At 58.9% G+C, this 14,634-nt stretch carries 11 protein-coding genes; 1 reads left to right on the forward strand and 10 read right to left on the reverse strand.

Features of this window, described 5'->3' with window-relative positions:
- Positions 1 to 38 precede the first annotated feature (38 nt).
- Both fghA and ACYZT7_RS25915 read right to left on the reverse strand, forming a co-directional pair.
- Entirely contained in the window at positions 39 to 884 is an 846-nt protein-coding gene (gene fghA / locus ACYZT7_RS25910; RefSeq protein WP_462038744.1) for an S-formylglutathione hydrolase, read from the reverse strand.
- An 8-nt stretch (positions 885 to 892) separates the two neighbouring features.
- On the reverse strand, positions 893 to 2,005 hold the full coding sequence (locus tag ACYZT7_RS25915) for an S-(hydroxymethyl)glutathione dehydrogenase/class III alcohol dehydrogenase (RefSeq protein WP_462038745.1): 1,113 nt from the start codon (positions 2,003 to 2,005) through the stop codon (positions 893 to 895).
- Between the two features lie 107 nt (positions 2,006 to 2,112).
- Here ACYZT7_RS25915 and ACYZT7_RS25920 point away from each other — a divergent pair, with 107 nt between their 5' ends.
- Entirely contained in the window at positions 2,113 to 3,009 is an 897-nt protein-coding gene (locus tag ACYZT7_RS25920; RefSeq protein ID WP_462038746.1) for a LysR family transcriptional regulator, read from the forward strand.
- A 164-nt stretch (positions 3,010 to 3,173) separates the two neighbouring features.
- On the opposite strand, the gene ispD is transcribed toward ACYZT7_RS25920, so the two are convergent.
- From ispD to dnaE, 8 genes are all read right to left on the reverse strand, one after another.
- Positions 3,174 to 3,881: a 2-C-methyl-D-erythritol 4-phosphate cytidylyltransferase gene (gene ispD, locus ACYZT7_RS25925; protein ID WP_462038747.1), complete on the reverse strand. Its 708-nt coding sequence runs from the start codon at positions 3,879 to 3,881 to the stop codon at positions 3,174 to 3,176.
- On the reverse strand, positions 3,878 to 4,156 hold the full coding sequence (ftsB, locus tag ACYZT7_RS25930) for a cell division protein FtsB (protein ID WP_008028992.1): 279 nt from the start codon (positions 4,154 to 4,156) through the stop codon (positions 3,878 to 3,880). The genes ispD and ftsB overlap by 4 nt, the downstream gene beginning before the upstream one ends.
- 172 nt (positions 4,157 to 4,328) lie before the next feature.
- Entirely contained in the window at positions 4,329 to 5,618 is a 1,290-nt protein-coding gene (gene eno / locus ACYZT7_RS25935) for a phosphopyruvate hydratase (RefSeq protein WP_461965746.1), read from the reverse strand.
- Between the two features lie 156 nt (positions 5,619 to 5,774).
- Positions 5,775 to 6,620, reverse strand: a complete 846-nt coding sequence (kdsA, locus tag ACYZT7_RS25940; RefSeq protein WP_348124744.1) for a 3-deoxy-8-phosphooctulonate synthase — start codon at positions 6,618 to 6,620, stop codon at positions 5,775 to 5,777.
- Between the two features lie 5 nt (positions 6,621 to 6,625).
- Positions 6,626 to 8,257: a CTP synthase gene (locus tag ACYZT7_RS25945; RefSeq protein ID WP_462038748.1), complete on the reverse strand. Its 1,632-nt coding sequence runs from the start codon at positions 8,255 to 8,257 to the stop codon at positions 6,626 to 6,628.
- 274 nt (positions 8,258 to 8,531) lie between these two features.
- The gene (gene tilS / locus ACYZT7_RS25950) at positions 8,532 to 9,845 is read right to left on the reverse strand and encodes a tRNA lysidine(34) synthetase TilS (protein ID WP_462038749.1); all 1,314 of its coding nucleotides are present in this window, start codon (positions 9,843 to 9,845) and stop codon (positions 8,532 to 8,534) included.
- Positions 9,846 to 9,971: 126 nt separating this feature from the next.
- On the reverse strand, positions 9,972 to 10,919 hold the full coding sequence (locus ACYZT7_RS25955; protein WP_008154040.1) for an acetyl-CoA carboxylase carboxyltransferase subunit alpha: 948 nt from the start codon (positions 10,917 to 10,919) through the stop codon (positions 9,972 to 9,974).
- 140 nt (positions 10,920 to 11,059) lie between these two features.
- Complete coding sequence (gene dnaE, locus ACYZT7_RS25960) at positions 11,060 to 14,581, reverse strand: DNA polymerase III subunit alpha (protein WP_462038750.1); 3,522 nt, start codon at positions 14,579 to 14,581, stop codon at positions 11,060 to 11,062.
- Positions 14,582 to 14,634: the final 53 nt, after the last annotated feature.

Below are 14,634 nucleotides of genomic sequence, written 5' to 3' on the forward strand. Positions count from 1 at the left end.
AACGCCCCGATTTTTGTCAGGGCGTGATTCTACCTGCATTAGACGCCTAGGGCGCGTCCATGATGTTGCAAGTGGTCGTCGATGAAACTGGCGATGAAGAAATAGCTGTGGTCGTAGCCAGGTTGCAAGCGCAACGTCAGCGGATGACCGGCCAATTTGGCAGCCTGTTGCAACGCTTCAGGCTTGAGCTGGGTGGCGAGGAAATCGTCGCGATCACCTTGGTCGACCAGCAGCGGCAGCTTCTCGTGTGCCTCGGCGATCAACGCGCAGGCATCCCATTCGCGCCACTTCGATCGGTCTTCGCCCAGGTAACGGGAAAAGGCTTTCTGGCCCCACGGGCAATCCATCGGATTGTTGATTGGCGAGAACGCCGACACCGACTGATAACGCCCCGGATTACGCAACGCGCAGACCAGCGCACCGTGGCCTCCCATGGAGTGACCGCTGATACCGCGCTTGTCCGATGCCGGGAAATGAGCCTCAACCAATGTCGGTAATTCCTGCACGACATAGTCATGCATCCGATAGTGGCGGGACCAGGGTTCCTGCGTGGCATTCAGATAAAACCCGGCACCGAGACCGAAGTCCCAGGCGCCATCCGGATCACCCGGCACATCGGGGCCGCGAGGGCTGGTGTCCGGAGCAACGATGATCAGCCCCAGCTCGGCGGCCATGCGCATGGCACCGGCCTTTTGCATGAAGTTTTCGTCGGTGCAGGTCAGGCCGGACAACCAGTACAGCACCGGCAACTTGCCGCCCTGCTCCGCTTGCGGCGGCAGGTACACGGCGAACACCATGTCGCAGCCGAGCACATCGGAGCGGTGCCGATAGCGTTTGTGCCAGCCACCGAAGCTTTTCTGGCAGGAGATATTTTCCAGGCTCATGACCGACCTCAGAAATGGATGACGGAACGGATGCTCTTGCCTTCATGCATCAGGTCGAACGCCTTGTTGATATCTTCCAGGCCCATCGTGTGGGTGATGAAAGTATCCAGCGGGATTTCGCCGGTTTCAGCCATCTCGACATAGCTCGGCAGCTCGGTGCGACCACGCACACCGCCAAATGCCGAACCGCGCCAGACGCGACCGGTCACCAGCTGGAATGGACGGGTGGCGATTTCCTGGCCGGCACCGGCAACACCGATGATCACCGACTCGCCCCAACCCTTGTGGCAGCACTCAAGTGCGGCACGCATCAATTGCACATTGCCGATGCACTCGAAGGAAAAGTCGACGCCGCCGTCGGTCATATCGACGATGATTTCCTGGATCGGACGATCGAAATCTTTCGGGTTCACACAATCGGTTGCACCCAACTGCTTGGCGATCTCGAATTTGGCCGGGTTGATGTCGATGGCGATGATCCGCGCAGCCTTGGCTTTGACGGCGCCGATCACCGCCGACAGACCGATGCCGCCGAGGCCGAAAATGGCGACGGTATCACCTGGTTTTACCTTGGCGGTATTGAGGACTGCACCGATGCCGGTGGTGACACCGCAGCCCAGCAGGCAGACTTTTTCCAGTGGCGCTTCTTTTGGAATTTTGGCGACGGAGATTTCCGGCAGCACGGTGTACTCGGAGAACGTCGACGTCCCCATGTAGTGGAAAATTGGTTGGCCTTTGTAGGAAAAGCGCGAAGTGCCATCCGGCATCAGGCCTTTACCCTGAGTCGCGCGAATCGCCTGACACAGGTTGGTTTTGCCCGACAGACAGAATTTGCACTGGCGGCATTCCGGGGTGTACAGCGGGATCACATGATCGCCGACTGCGACGGAGGTCACGCCCTCACCAATCGCCTCAACCACCGCGCCACCTTCGTGACCGAGGATCGACGGGAAGATACCTTCCGGGTCCGCGCCCGACAGCGTGTAGGCGTCGGTATGGCAGACTCCGGAGGCAACCACGCGCAGCAAAACTTCACCGGCCTTGGGCATGGCGACATCGACTTCAACGATCTCGAGGGGTTTCTTGGCCTCGAAGGCAACGGCAGCGCGCGACTTGATCATGTGGATTCTCCGGTTAATAAAAACGAGACAGGGAGTGTAATACACCGCCTGACGGTGAATAATCCGGACAAAAGCAAAACATTATTGCCATACAGGGATAATCCTTGATGTCCGAAAACCGCTGGGAAGGTATCGACGAGTTCGTCGCCGTGGCCGAGTGCCTCCAGTTCACGGCTGCCGCGGAACGCCTTGGGGTTTCGTCCTCCCACATCAGTCGACAAATAGTACGCCTTGAAGAGCGGCTGCAAACGCGCCTGCTTTACCGCAGCACCCGCCGGGTCACTTTGACCGAGGCCGGGCAAACCTTTCTGCAACATTGCCAGCGTTTACAGGATGGTCGAGAAGAAGCACTGCGAGCGGTGGGTGACCTGACCAGCGAACCCAAAGGCATGCTGCGCATGACCTGCGCTGTGGCGTACGGCGAACGATTCATCGTGCCGCTGGTGACGCGATTCATGGGGTTGTATCCGCAACTGCGCATCGACATTGAATTGAGCAATCGCCAACTCGACCTCGTGCATGAAGGCCTGGACCTGGCAATCCGCCTCGGTCGCCTGCAGGACTCGCGGCTGGTGGCGGCGCGTCTGGCGCCACGGCGGATGTACCTGTGCGCATCGCCGTCCTACCTGGAACGGTATGGTCGCCCGCATAGCTTGTCGGAACTAAGCCGCCACAACTGCCTCATCGGCAGCTCGGACATGTGGCAACTGGAACAGAACGGGCGGGAATTTTCCCAGCGAGTGCAGGGAAACTGGCGCTGCAACAGTGGGCAAGCGGTGCTGGATGCCGTGTTGCAGGGCGTGGGTTTGTGTCAGCTGCCGGACTATTACGTCCTGGAGCATCTGAAAAACGGCGAACTGATTTCACTGTTGGACGCGCATCAACCACCGAACACCGCCGTGTGGGCGCTTTATCCGCAGCAACGGCATCTGTCGCCCAAGGTGCGCAAGTTAGTGGACTACTTGAAGGAAGGGCTGGCCGAACGGCCGGAGTATCGAAGCTAGGAAGGTGCCGGCGTGCCAGTAAGATGTCGGTTGTCAGTACTACCGCTATCGCGAGCAAGCTCGCTCCCACAGTGACCGGGGTCGAACACAAATCTTGTAAACGCCATAGAGCCCTGTGGGAGCGAGCTTGCTCGCGATCGGGGCACCACAGATCCAAAGGTGGATCAGCGGCGGTTGGCCCACCGCTGTCTCAGCCATTCCAGGTCCTCAGGGCGCGTGACCTTGAGGTTGTCGGACCGACCTTCGATCAGGCGCGGCGCCAGGCCTGCCCACTCCATGGCCGAGGCTTCGTCGGTGATGACGGCGTCGGCCACCAGACTGTCGGCTAACGCCCGATGCAACGCACCCAAGCGAAACATCTGCGGCGTATAGGCTTGCCAGATCACACTGCGATCCACGGTTTCGACCACACGACCGTGTTTGTCGACCCGTTTGAGGGTATCGCGTGCCGGAACCGCCAGCAGTCCACCTACCAGATCATCTGCGAGTTCACCCAGCAACTTGTCCAGATCATCACGACTCAGATTCGGCCGCGCGGCATCGTGAACCAACACCCAATCCTCATCGTCAGCGCCTTGCGCGTGCAAATGCAACAACGCATTGAGTACCGACCCGGAGCGCTCGGAGCCGCCTTCAACCCGCTGAATACGCGGATCGCAAGCACACGCCAGGTTCGGCCAATAAGGATCATCAACAGCAAGACTGACCACCAACCCCTTCAGGGAAGGATGATCAAGGAAACAGCCGAGGCTGTGTTCGAGAATAGTGCGCCCGCCCAGTTGCAAGTATTGCTTGGGACGGTCCGCGGCCATACGGGCACCGACGCCCGCGGCAGGAATCACGGCCCAGAAGGCCGGTAACGACTGAATCATTGGGCCAACTGGTAAAGGGTTTCACCGTCCTTGACCATGCCCAGCTCATGGCGGGCCCGTTCTTCAACGGTCTCCATGCCCTTTTTCAACTCACTGACTTCAGCGTCCATCACCCGATTGCGCTCGAGCAGCCCCTCGTTCTCAGCGTGTTGATCTGCGATCTGCTGAGTCAGTTCGGCCACTTGCGCCAGACTGCCATTACCCACCCACAGGCGGTATTGCAGGCCAGCCAGCAGCAGGAGCAAGACGAGGAACAACCAATTGGGACTGCGCATCGAATATCAGGTATCCAGTGAAAAAAGACAGCCATGCCAAAACTTTGAAGCGTCTGATAGCACGAAGCCTGGAAAAACCAGGCTTGTGCTAATAAGGCATCAGATTAGTGGCAAATCCATCGCTGCAGCGATTTTTTCCGACACAATCCGGTGTCTTTTTATCATCTAGCGATCAGCCGCGGAATTCGCTGCGGCCGTTGTATTTGGCTTTGCCATTCAACTGCTCTTCGATACGCAGCAGTTGGTTGTACTTGGAAACGCGGTCGGAACGGCACAGGGAACCGGTTTTGATCTGGCCAGCCGCAGTGCCCACAGCCAGGTCGGCAATGGTCGAATCTTCGGTTTCGCCGGAGCGGTGCGAGATTACGGCAGTGTAACCAGCGGCCTTGGCCATCTGGATGGCTTCCAGGGTTTCGGTCAGGGTACCGATCTGGTTGAACTTGATCAGGATCGAGTTGGCGATCTTTTTATCGATGCCTTCTTTCAGGATCTTGGTGTTGGTTACGAACAGGTCGTCGCCTACCAGCTGAACCTTCTCGCCGATTTTGTCGGTGAGGATTTTCCAGCCAGCCCAGTCGGATTCGTCCAGGCCATCTTCGATGGAGATGATCGGATAACGCTCGGTCAGACCTTTCAGGTAGTCGGCGAAACCTTCAGCGGTGAATACCTGGCCTTCGCCGGACAGGTTGTATTTACCGTCTTCGTAAAACTCGCTGGCCGCGCAGTCCAGTGCCAGGGTCACGTCGGTGCCCAGCTTGTAACCGGCGTTGGCCACGGCTTCGGAGATCACTTTCAAAGCGTCTTCGTTGGAGGCCAGGTTCGGCGCGAAACCACCTTCGTCACCGACAGCAGTGCTTAAGCCACGGGCTTTCAGAACGGCTTTGAGGTGATGGAAAATCTCGGTGCCCATGCGCAGGCCTTCCGAGAAAGACTTGGCGCCAACCGGCTGAACCATGAATTCCTGGATGTCGACGTTGTTATCGGCGTGCTCGCCACCGTTGATGATGTTCATCATCGGAACCGGCATCGAGTAAACACCCGGGGTGCCGTTCAGGTTGGCGATGTGAGCGTACAGCGGCAGGTCCTGGTCCTGTGCTGCTGCCTTGGCTGCTGCCAGGGAAACGGCGAGGATCGCGTTGGCGCCCAGGGAACCTTTGTTTTCAGTACCGTCGAGCTTGATCATCGCGTGATCCAGGGCTTTCTGGTCGCTTGGGTCTTTACCCAACAACAGGTCGCGAATCGGACCGTTGATGTTCGCGACGGCTTTGAGTACGCCCTTGCCCAGGTAACGGCTCTTGTCGCCATCACGCAGCTCGAGCGCTTCACGCGAGCCAGTGGAAGCACCGGACGGCGCGCAAGCGCTACCGATGATGCCGTTATCGAGAAGCACGTCCGCTTCCACGGTGGGGTTGCCACGGGAGTCGAGAACTTCACGACCTTTGATGTCGACGATTTTTGCCATTGTTGTAAACACTCCAAAGTTGACGAAAACGACGCAGCTGAAGGAAATCTTGTATCGCCGGCAAGTGATGTGCAGCGGGCAGACTTGCTGACGATAAGGCCCAGGCCCGAGGGCCTGAGCATTAATTCGTGCGGTACTTTACCGGAGAAACGAGGATTACGCGGTTTCTACCGTCGGAAAACTCTTCACCAGTTCGTCCAAAGCTTTGAGCTGGGCCAGGAATGGCTCCAGTTTGTCCAGACGCAAGGCGCAAGGGCCGTCGCATTTGGCGTTGTCCGGGTCAGGGTGAGCTTCGAGGAACAGACCGGCCAACGACTGGCTCATACCGGCTTTTGCCAGATCGGTGACCTGGCCCCGGCGACCGCCGGCGGAGTCGGAGCGACCGCCAGGCATTTGCAGCGCGTGGGTCACGTCGAAGAACACCGGGTATTCGAACTGCTTCATGATGCCGAAGCCGAGCATGTCGACGACCAGGTTGTTGTAGCCGAAGCTCGAACCGCGCTCGCAGAGGATCAACTGATCGTTACCCGCTTCCACGCACTTGCTCAGGATGTGTTTCATTTCCTGAGGTGCGAGGAACTGGGCTTTCTTGATGTTGATCACCGCGCCGGTCTTGGCCATCGCGACCACCAGGTCGGTCTGGCGCGACAAGAAGGCCGGCAGCTGGATGATATCGCAGACTTCAGCGACGACCGCGGCCTGATCAGGCTCGTGGACGTCGGTGATGATCGGCACGCCGAACGCTTGCTTGATGTCCTGGAAAATCCGCATGCCCTCTTCCAGGCCGGGGCCACGGTAAGAGGTCACGGAGGAACGGTTGGCCTTGTCGAAGCTGGCCTTGAACACGTAAGGGATACCGAGTTTCTCGGTGACCTTTACGTATTCTTCGCAGACCTGCATCGCCATGTCGCGGCTTTCCAGCACGTTCATACCACCGAAAAGCACCATTGGCTTGTCGTTGGCAATCTCGATATCGCCTACGCGGATGATCTTCTGGGCCATCGGATTTACGCCTTCTTCTGGTGTTGAACCAAAGCTGCTTTAACGAAACCGCTGAACAACGGGTGACCGTCGCGTGGTGTCGAGGTGAACTCAGGGTGGAACTGGCAAGCGACGAACCATGGATGATCCGGGGCTTCAACCACTTCTACCAAGGCGCCATCACCGGAACGACCGGTGATTTTCAGACCGGCTTCCATGATTTGCGGCAGCAGGTTGTTGTTCACTTCGTAGCGGTGACGGTGACGCTCGACGATCACGTCCTTGGCGTAGCAATCGTGCACCAGGGAACCTGGCTCCAGCAGGCAATCCTGAGCGCCAAGGCGCATGGTGCCGCCCAGATCGGACGTTTCGGTACGGGTTTCAACGGCGCCGGTGGCATCTTCCCACTCGGTGATCAGACCCACGACCGGATGACCGCTGGCACGATCGAACTCGGTGGAGTTTGCGTCTTTCCAGCCCAGCACGTTACGAGCGAACTCGATCACGGCCACTTGCATGCCCAGGCAGATGCCCAGGTACGGAACCTTGTTTTCGCGAGCGTATTGAACGGCAGTGATCTTGCCTTCCACGCCACGCAGACCGAAGCCGCCGGGTACCAGAATCGCGTCGACACCTTCCAGCAGCGCAGTGCCCTGGTTTTCGATGTCTTCGGAGTCGATGTAGCGCAGGTTGACCTTGGTGCGGTTGCTGATGCCTGCGTGACTCATCGCTTCGATCAGCGACTTGTAGGCGTCCAGCAGTTCCATGTACTTGCCGACCATGGCGATGGTGACTTCATGCTCAGGGTTGAGCTTGGCGTCGACCACGGCTTCCCACTCGGACAGATCGGCACCGCCACATTGCAGGCCGAAACGCTCGACAACGAAATCATCCAGGCCCTGGGAGTGCAGAATGCCCGGGATCTTGTAGATGGTGTCGGCGTCTTCCAGCGCAATCACCGCACGTTCTTCAACGTTGGTGAACTGCGCGATCTTGCGACGCGAGGAGATGTCGATCGGGTGATCGGAACGGCAGACCAGCACGTCAGGCTGCAGGCCGATGGAACGCAGTTCCTTGACCGAGTGCTGGGTTGGCTTGGTTTTGGTTTCGCCGGCAGTGGCGATGTACGGCACCAGCGTCAGGTGCATCAGCATCGCGCGCTTGGCGCCGACTTCGAAACGCAATTGACGGATCGCTTCGAGGAACGGCTGGGACTCGATGTCACCCACGGTGCCACCGATCTCGACCATGGCCACGTCAGCATCGCCGGCGCCCTTGATGATCCGGCGCTTGATTTCGTCGGTGATGTGCGGGATCACCTGAATGGTGGCGCCCAGGTAATCACCACGGCGCTCTTTGCGCAGGACGTGTTCGTAGACACGGCCAGTGGTGAAGTTGTTGTTCTGGGTCATGGTCGTGCGGATGAACCGCTCGTAGTGGCCCAGGTCCAGGTCGGTCTCGGCGCCGTCATGGGTGACGAACACTTCACCGTGCTGGAACGGGCTCATGGTGCCCGGGTCAACGTTGATGTACGGGTCCAGCTTCAGCATGGTGACCTTAAGTCCCCGCGCCTCCAGGATGGCCGCCAATGAAGCCGATGCGATGCCTTTCCCCAATGAAGAAACAACACCGCCCGTGACGAATATGTAGCGCGTCATGAAAAACCCTAGAAGTCTGCGTTAAAGCGGTCCGAGCCGCCGGGGAAAGCGAAGGAAGGCCGAAGCCCCCGATCACCTGCATTAATCACAGTGCACCTTTCAAAAAAACCGCCGCGTTGGGACAGACCGGAAGATGAAACACCGGTACGTTGCTCGCTACACATTTTTTGGAATCGCCCAGCAAAGACTGCTTGGTAATCGGCAACTCCTGCAATTCAGGCGAATCCACAGAAGTTGTATCAAGAAGGGAGCGTAGTCTACCGGAAAGCCCCTTTCAGCTCAAACCTTGATCTTCGTTCGGTGGCTGCCAATGCAAATTCCAATGCTCCTTTGCACTGCCGTCCAAGCCCCGCAGGTTGGCCACCGCCAGCAATTGCTCGCCTCGATAGAGCAGCGGCAATCTGCCACGGGCGAAACCCGGCACGCCGCTTTCGTTGAGCAATCGCTTCAGATCGCGGTGGCCGCGACCGGGCAGACTCATGACCTCACCACCCTCACGATAGCGGATATGCAGCGGACCATCGGGGATTTGGCCGGTGAGTGTGATCACACCGTTGTCCGGCAACACCAGCGATAGCGAGGGATCAGGCCAATTTCCGACGGCGGGCGGCGTGCGCAACCAGCTACCGGACAACCACCAGATACGTCCGCCCGCCCGATGCAGTTCGCCATCCGCCAGCCGCCAGATCGGGCGGGCATCGCCGGTGGCATCGCGTAAATCCTCCCAACCCGACCAATGGTCACTGTCCGGCAGTCGCGTCAGCGGTTCGAGCCAATGACTCAACGCATTACGCTGACGAGCAGCGGACAGCGTTTCCAATGCCCCCAGTTCCAGGGACGGCAATCCCAGCCAATCAAAGTCGTTGGCAGTGCTGGCGCCAGCCAGGTCGATTTGCGCAAGCTCATCGAGCAATCCCTGCGCTTCACTCAGATGTGCAACGCTGCGGGCCATGGTCGCCAGCGCTTGCGGCCAGCGCTCAGTCAATACAGGGAAAACCTGATGCCGCAGGTAATTACGCGAGAACTGTCGATCCTGGTTCGAAGGGTCTTCGATCCAGTTCAGCCGATGCTCGGCCGCATAGGCTTCAAGTTCAGCCCGCGTGACATCGAGCAATGGCCGAAGCAGCTGCCCTTTACCGAGCGGGCGATGGCGTGGCATCCCCGACAATCCCCTCACCCCCGCCCCACGCAACATCCGAAACAACAGGGTTTCTGCCTGATCGTCACGGTGCTGGGCGGTCATCAACACTTCATTGGCCTGAGTCGCCTCGATGAACGCGGCATATCGCGCATCCCGGGCTGCACGCTCAAGGCTGGCGCCGGGCTGGACCTGCACGCGAACAACTTTCAGCGGCACATCCAGAGCATCGCAGACCGACTGACAATGATCCGGCCACGCATCAGCCGCAGCCTGAAGGCCGTGATGGACGTGGATGGCGTTTAGCGCCGGCAAGGATTCGGTTTTTGCGAGGTGTACGAGAAGGTGCAGCAGAACGGTGGAGTCGAGGCCACCGGAGAAGGCGATGCACCAGGTTGAAGCATTGCGCCAGGGTGCAAGTTGCTTGAGAAGCGTTGAGTAAAGAGTCATGAACGCACCATAACCTGTAGGAGCCGAGCTTGCTCGCGATGAACGATAACGCGGTCGGTCTGTTAAACCGAGGCGTCCCAATCGCGGGCAAGCCTTGCTCCTACAGGGTGATGCAGGAGCGATCGATCAGAGGCCGTAGCTCATCAGACGCTCGTAACGGCGAGCCAACAGCGCTTCGTTATCGAACTTCTTCAACATCGCCAACTGCGAGCTCAGCTCGGCACGGATCGATGCAGCTGCAGCGGCCGGATTACGGTGCGCACCGCCCAAAGGCTCGCTGATCACCTTATCCACAATACCCAGGCCTTTCAGGCGCTCGGCAGTGATGCCCATGGCTTCGGCAGCGTCCGGCGCTTTCTCGGCGGTCTTCCACAGAATCGAAGCGCAACCTTCCGGCGAAATCACCGCGTAAGTCGAGTACTGCAGCATGTTCAGTTGATCGCAAACGCCAATCGCCAGAGCACCACCGGAACCACCTTCACCGATCACGGTGGCGATGATTGGGGTTTTCAGGCGCGCCATGACGCGCAGGTTCCAGGCAATCGCTTCGCTCTGGTTGCGCTCTTCAGCGTCGATACCCGGGTAGGCGCCCGGGGTGTCGATGAAGGTCAGGATCGGCATTTTGAAACGTTCTGCCATTTCCATCAGGCGGCACGCCTTGCGGTAGCCTTCCGGACGCGGCATGCCGAAGTTGCGGCGAACCTTCTCGCGCACTTCACGGCCTTTCTGATGACCGATGATCATCACCGGCTGATCGTCCAGACGGGCAATGCCACCGACGATCGCAGCGTCGTCGGAGAAGTGACGGTCGCCGTGCAGTTCGTCGAACTCGGTGAAGATGTGTTCGATGTAGTCCAGGGTATACGGACGTTTCGGGTGACGCGCCAGACGCGCGATCTGCCAGCTGGTCAGCTTGCCGAAGATGTCTTCGGTCAGCGTGCTGCTTTTGTCCTGCAGGCGGGAGATCTCATCGCCGATATTCAGCGAATTGTCATTACCGACCAAGCGCAACTCTTCGATCTTGGCTTGCAGGTCGGCGATCGGCTGTTCGAAATCTAGAAAATTCGGGTTCATAGGCGTCCGTCTTGGGTCGACATCCAAGAGAGCTTGGGCCGGCCGGTTGTCTATTCGCGCCCTACCTTAAGGGAGAGGCGCGTTCAGGTCGAGATTAAAGATTCAGGTCGAGATCAGGCCCCTTCAATAGGACCTGACCGTCAACGGTATTGGAGGAAGACGTTGTCTCGCCCGAACTGGTCACGCAGGGCTTGAATCAAAGCATCCGCCGGGTCGATTCGCCAGGTCTCGCCGAACTGCAGCAAGGCTTTCGCATCGAGACTCGTGTATTCCATGGTGATCGGGCATGCACCGCGGTGACGCTTGAACAACTCACCCAGCCAGCGTAGCTGATCGCCCTTGAGGTCCTTGGTCTGCAGCTTCAAGCGCAGGCTTTCGGCCAGATTGGTGCGCGCATCTTCCATGCTCATCACCCGCTTGACCCGCAGCCGCAGCCCACCGGAGAAATCGTCGTTACTGACTTCGCCTTCGACCACCACCATCGCGTCGGTCTGCAACAGCGATTGCGCCGAATGGAACGCCTCGGCAAACAGCGAAGCTTCGATTCGTCCCGAGCGGTCATCGAGGGTGATGAAACCCATCTTGTCGCCCTTTTTGTTCTTCATCACCCGCAGGGCGATGATCATGCCCGCGACGGTTTGCGTATCGCGAGCCGGCTTCAGGTCGATGATGCGCTGACGGGCAAAACGGCGGATCTCGCCTTCGTATTCGTCAATCGGGTGACCGGTCAGGTACAGGCCCAGGGTGTCTTTCTCGCCTTTCAGGCGCTCCTTGAGGGTCAGCTCCTTGGCCTTGCGGTGATTGGCGTAGACATCGGCGTCTTCCTCGACGAACAGCCCGCCAAACAAGTCGGCGTGACCGCTGTCGTGGGTGCGTGCGGTTTGTTCGGCGGCCTTGATCGCCCCTTCCATCGCATTCAGTAGTACGGCGCGGTTCTGGTCGATGCTCGCTTGGTAGGCTTTCGGTTCGTCATGGAAATAAGGCCCCAGACGATCCAGTGCGCCGCTGCGGATCAAACCGTCCAGCGTGCGCTTATTGATTCGCTTGAGGTCGACCCGGGCGCAGAAGTCGAACAAATCCTTGAACGGCCCGTCCCGACGCGCCTCGGTGATCGCTTCCACCGGACCTTCGCCCACACCCTTGATCGCGCCGAGGCCGTAAATAATGCGGCCTTCGTCATTTACCGTGAACTTGAATTCCGACGTATTCACATCCGGCGCGTCGAGACGCAGCTTCATGGTGCGAATTTCTTCGATCAAGGTCACGACCTTGTCGGTGTTGTGCATATCCGCCGACAGCACCGCCGCCATGAACGGCGCCGGGTAATGCGTTTTCAGCCACGCGGTCTGGTAAGACACCAGGCCGTAAGCGGCGGAGTGAGACTTGTTGAAGCCGTAACCGGCGAATTTTTCCACCAGATCGAAAATGTTACCGGCCAGGTCCGCGTCGATATTGTTAGCGGTGCAACCTTCAATGAAACCGCCGCGCTGCTTGGCCATTTCTTCGGGCTTTTTCTTACCCATGGCCCGACGCAGCATGTCCGCACCACCCAGGGTGTAGCCGGCCATGACCTGGGCAATCTGCATCACCTGTTCCTGATACAAGATGATGCCGTAAGTCGGTGCCAATACGGGTTTAAGGCCTTCGTACTGGTAGTCCGAGTGCGGGTACGCCAGTTCGGCGCGACCGTGCTTACGGTTGATAAAGTCATCCACCATGCCCGATTGCAGAGGGCCCGGACGGAACAGGGCCACCAGTGCAATCAAGTCTTCCAGGCAGTCGGGCTTGAGCTTTTTGATCAGCTCCTTCATGCCCCGGGACTCGAGCTGGAACACCGCCGTGGTTTCGGCTTTTTGCAGCAACTGGTAGGTCGGCTTGTCATCCAGCGGGATGAAAGCGATGTCCAGCGGCGGCTCATCAACCTTGGCGCGGTCGCGGTTAATCGTTTTCAGCGCCCAGTCGATGACCGTCAGCGTCCGAAGTCCCAGGAAGTCGAACTTCACCAGACCGGCAGCCTCAACGTCGTCCTTGTCGAACTGGGTTACCAGACCATCACCGGCCTCGTCGCAATAGATCGGCGAAAAGTCCGTCAGCTTGGTCGGGGCGATTACTACACCACCGGCGTGCTTGCCGACGTTACGCACAACGCCTTCCAGCTTGCGGGCCATTTCCCAGATTTCCGCGGCTTCTTCATCGACCTTGATGAAGTCACGGAGGATTTCTTCCTGCTCGTAAGCTTTTTCCAGGGTCATGCCGACTTCGAACGGAATCATCTTCGACAGACGATCCGCCAGACCGTAGGACTTGCCCTGCACCCGCGCCACGTCACGGACCACAGCCTTGGCGGCCATGGAACCGAAGGTGATGATCTGGCTCACCGCATTGCGGCCGTATTTCTCGGCCACGTAGTCGATCACGCGGTCACGACCGTCCATGCAGAAGTCGACGTCGAAGTCGGGCATGGAGACCCGTTCCGGGTTAAGGAAACGTTCGAACAGCAGGTCGTATTCCAGCGGATCGAGGTCAGTGATCTTCTGCACATAGGCCACCAGCGACCCGGCACCCGACCCCCGGCCAGGGCCGACCGGCACGCCGTTGCTCTTGGCCCACTGGATAAAGTCCATAACGATCAGGAAGTAACCCGGGAACCCCATCTGGATGATGATATCCAGCTCGAAATTCAACCGGTCGACATAGACCTGGCGCTTGGTTTCGTAGTCTTCGGTGGTGTCCCTGGGCAGTAGCACGCTGAGGCGATCTTCCAGACCGTCGAACGAGACCTTGCGGAAATACTCGTCGATGGTCATGCCATCAGGAATCGGGAAGTTGGGCAGGAAGTGAGTGCCCAGCTTCACTTCGATGTTGCAGCGCTTGGCGATCTCGACGGTGTTGGCCAGCGCCTCGGGAATGTCGCTGAACAGCTCGGCCATTTCCTCAGCGCTTTTGAGGTATTGCTGATCGCTGTAATTCTTCGAACGCCGCGGATCGTCAAGGGCGCGGCCCTCACCGATGCAGACGCGGGTTTCGTGAGCGGCGAAGTCTTCCTGCTTGATGAAGCGCACGTCGTTGGTGGCGACCAGCGGCGCACCGATTTTCTCGGCCAGGGCCACGGCGCCGTGCAATTGTTCCTCATCGTAGGGGCGGTTGGTGCGCTGGATCTCCAGATAGAAACGGTCCGGGAACACCGCCATCCATTCGCGGGCCAGGGTCTCGGCTTCGGCCGGGTTGCCGCCGAGCATAGCCAGGCCGATCTCGCCTTCTTTCGCCGCCGACAGCATGATCAAGCCTTCGCTGGCTTCGGCCACCCACTCACGCTCGATGATGACCGAGCCATTGCGCTGGCCGTCGATGAAGCCGCGGGAGATCAGTTCGGTGAGGTTGCGATAACCCACGGCGTTCATCGCCAGCAGGCTGATCCGGCTCAGAGCGTTATCCGGATCCTTGTTCGACAGCCACAGGTCGGCGCCACAGATCGGCTTGATCCCGGCGCCCATGGCGGCTTTATAGAATTTGACCAGGGAACACATATTGTTCTGGTCAGTGACCGCTACGGCAGGCATGTTCATACCGACCAGGGTCTTGACCAGCGGTTTGATCCGCACCAGACCGTCGACCAGGGAATACTCAGTGTGCAGGCGTAGATGAACGAATGAAGCCGGCATAGTGATCCTGTCTAGAAACGTGAAGACAACAAGGCCCGGATTGTACCGGGCCT

The organism is Pseudomonas sp. RT4P38 (genome assembly GCF_054897765.1).

Bases quoted from the DNA above. Each gene is read 5' to 3' on its own strand.
- fghA (WP_462038744.1), bottom strand. From the start codon at position 884: ATGAGCCTGGAAAATATCTCCTGCCAGAAAAGCTTCGGTGGCTGGCAC.
- ACYZT7_RS25915 (WP_462038745.1), bottom strand. From the start codon at position 2,005: ATGATCAAGTCGCGCGCTGCCGTTGCCTTCGAGGCCAAGAAACCCCTC.
- ACYZT7_RS25920 (WP_462038746.1), top strand. From the start codon at position 2,113: ATGTCCGAAAACCGCTGGGAAGGTATCGACGAGTTCGTCGCCGTGGCC.
- ispD (WP_462038747.1), bottom strand. From the start codon at position 3,881: ATGATTCAGTCGTTACCGGCCTTCTGGGCCGTGATTCCTGCCGCGGGC.
- ftsB (WP_008028992.1), bottom strand. From the start codon at position 4,156: ATGCGCAGTCCCAATTGGTTGTTCCTCGTCTTGCTCCTGCTGCTGGCT.
- eno (WP_461965746.1), bottom strand. From the start codon at position 5,618: ATGGCAAAAATCGTCGACATCAAAGGTCGTGAAGTTCTCGACTCCCGT.
- kdsA (WP_348124744.1), bottom strand. From the start codon at position 6,620: ATGGCCCAGAAGATCATCCGCGTAGGCGATATCGAGATTGCCAACGAC.
- ACYZT7_RS25945 (WP_462038748.1), bottom strand. From the start codon at position 8,257: ATGACGCGCTACATATTCGTCACGGGCGGTGTTGTTTCTTCATTGGGG.
- tilS (WP_462038749.1), bottom strand. From the start codon at position 9,845: ATGACTCTTTACTCAACGCTTCTCAAGCAACTTGCACCCTGGCGCAAT.
- ACYZT7_RS25955 (WP_008154040.1), bottom strand. From the start codon at position 10,919: ATGAACCCGAATTTTCTAGATTTCGAACAGCCGATCGCCGACCTGCAA.
- dnaE (WP_462038750.1), bottom strand. From the start codon at position 14,581: ATGCCGGCTTCATTCGTTCATCTACGCCTGCACACTGAGTATTCCCTG.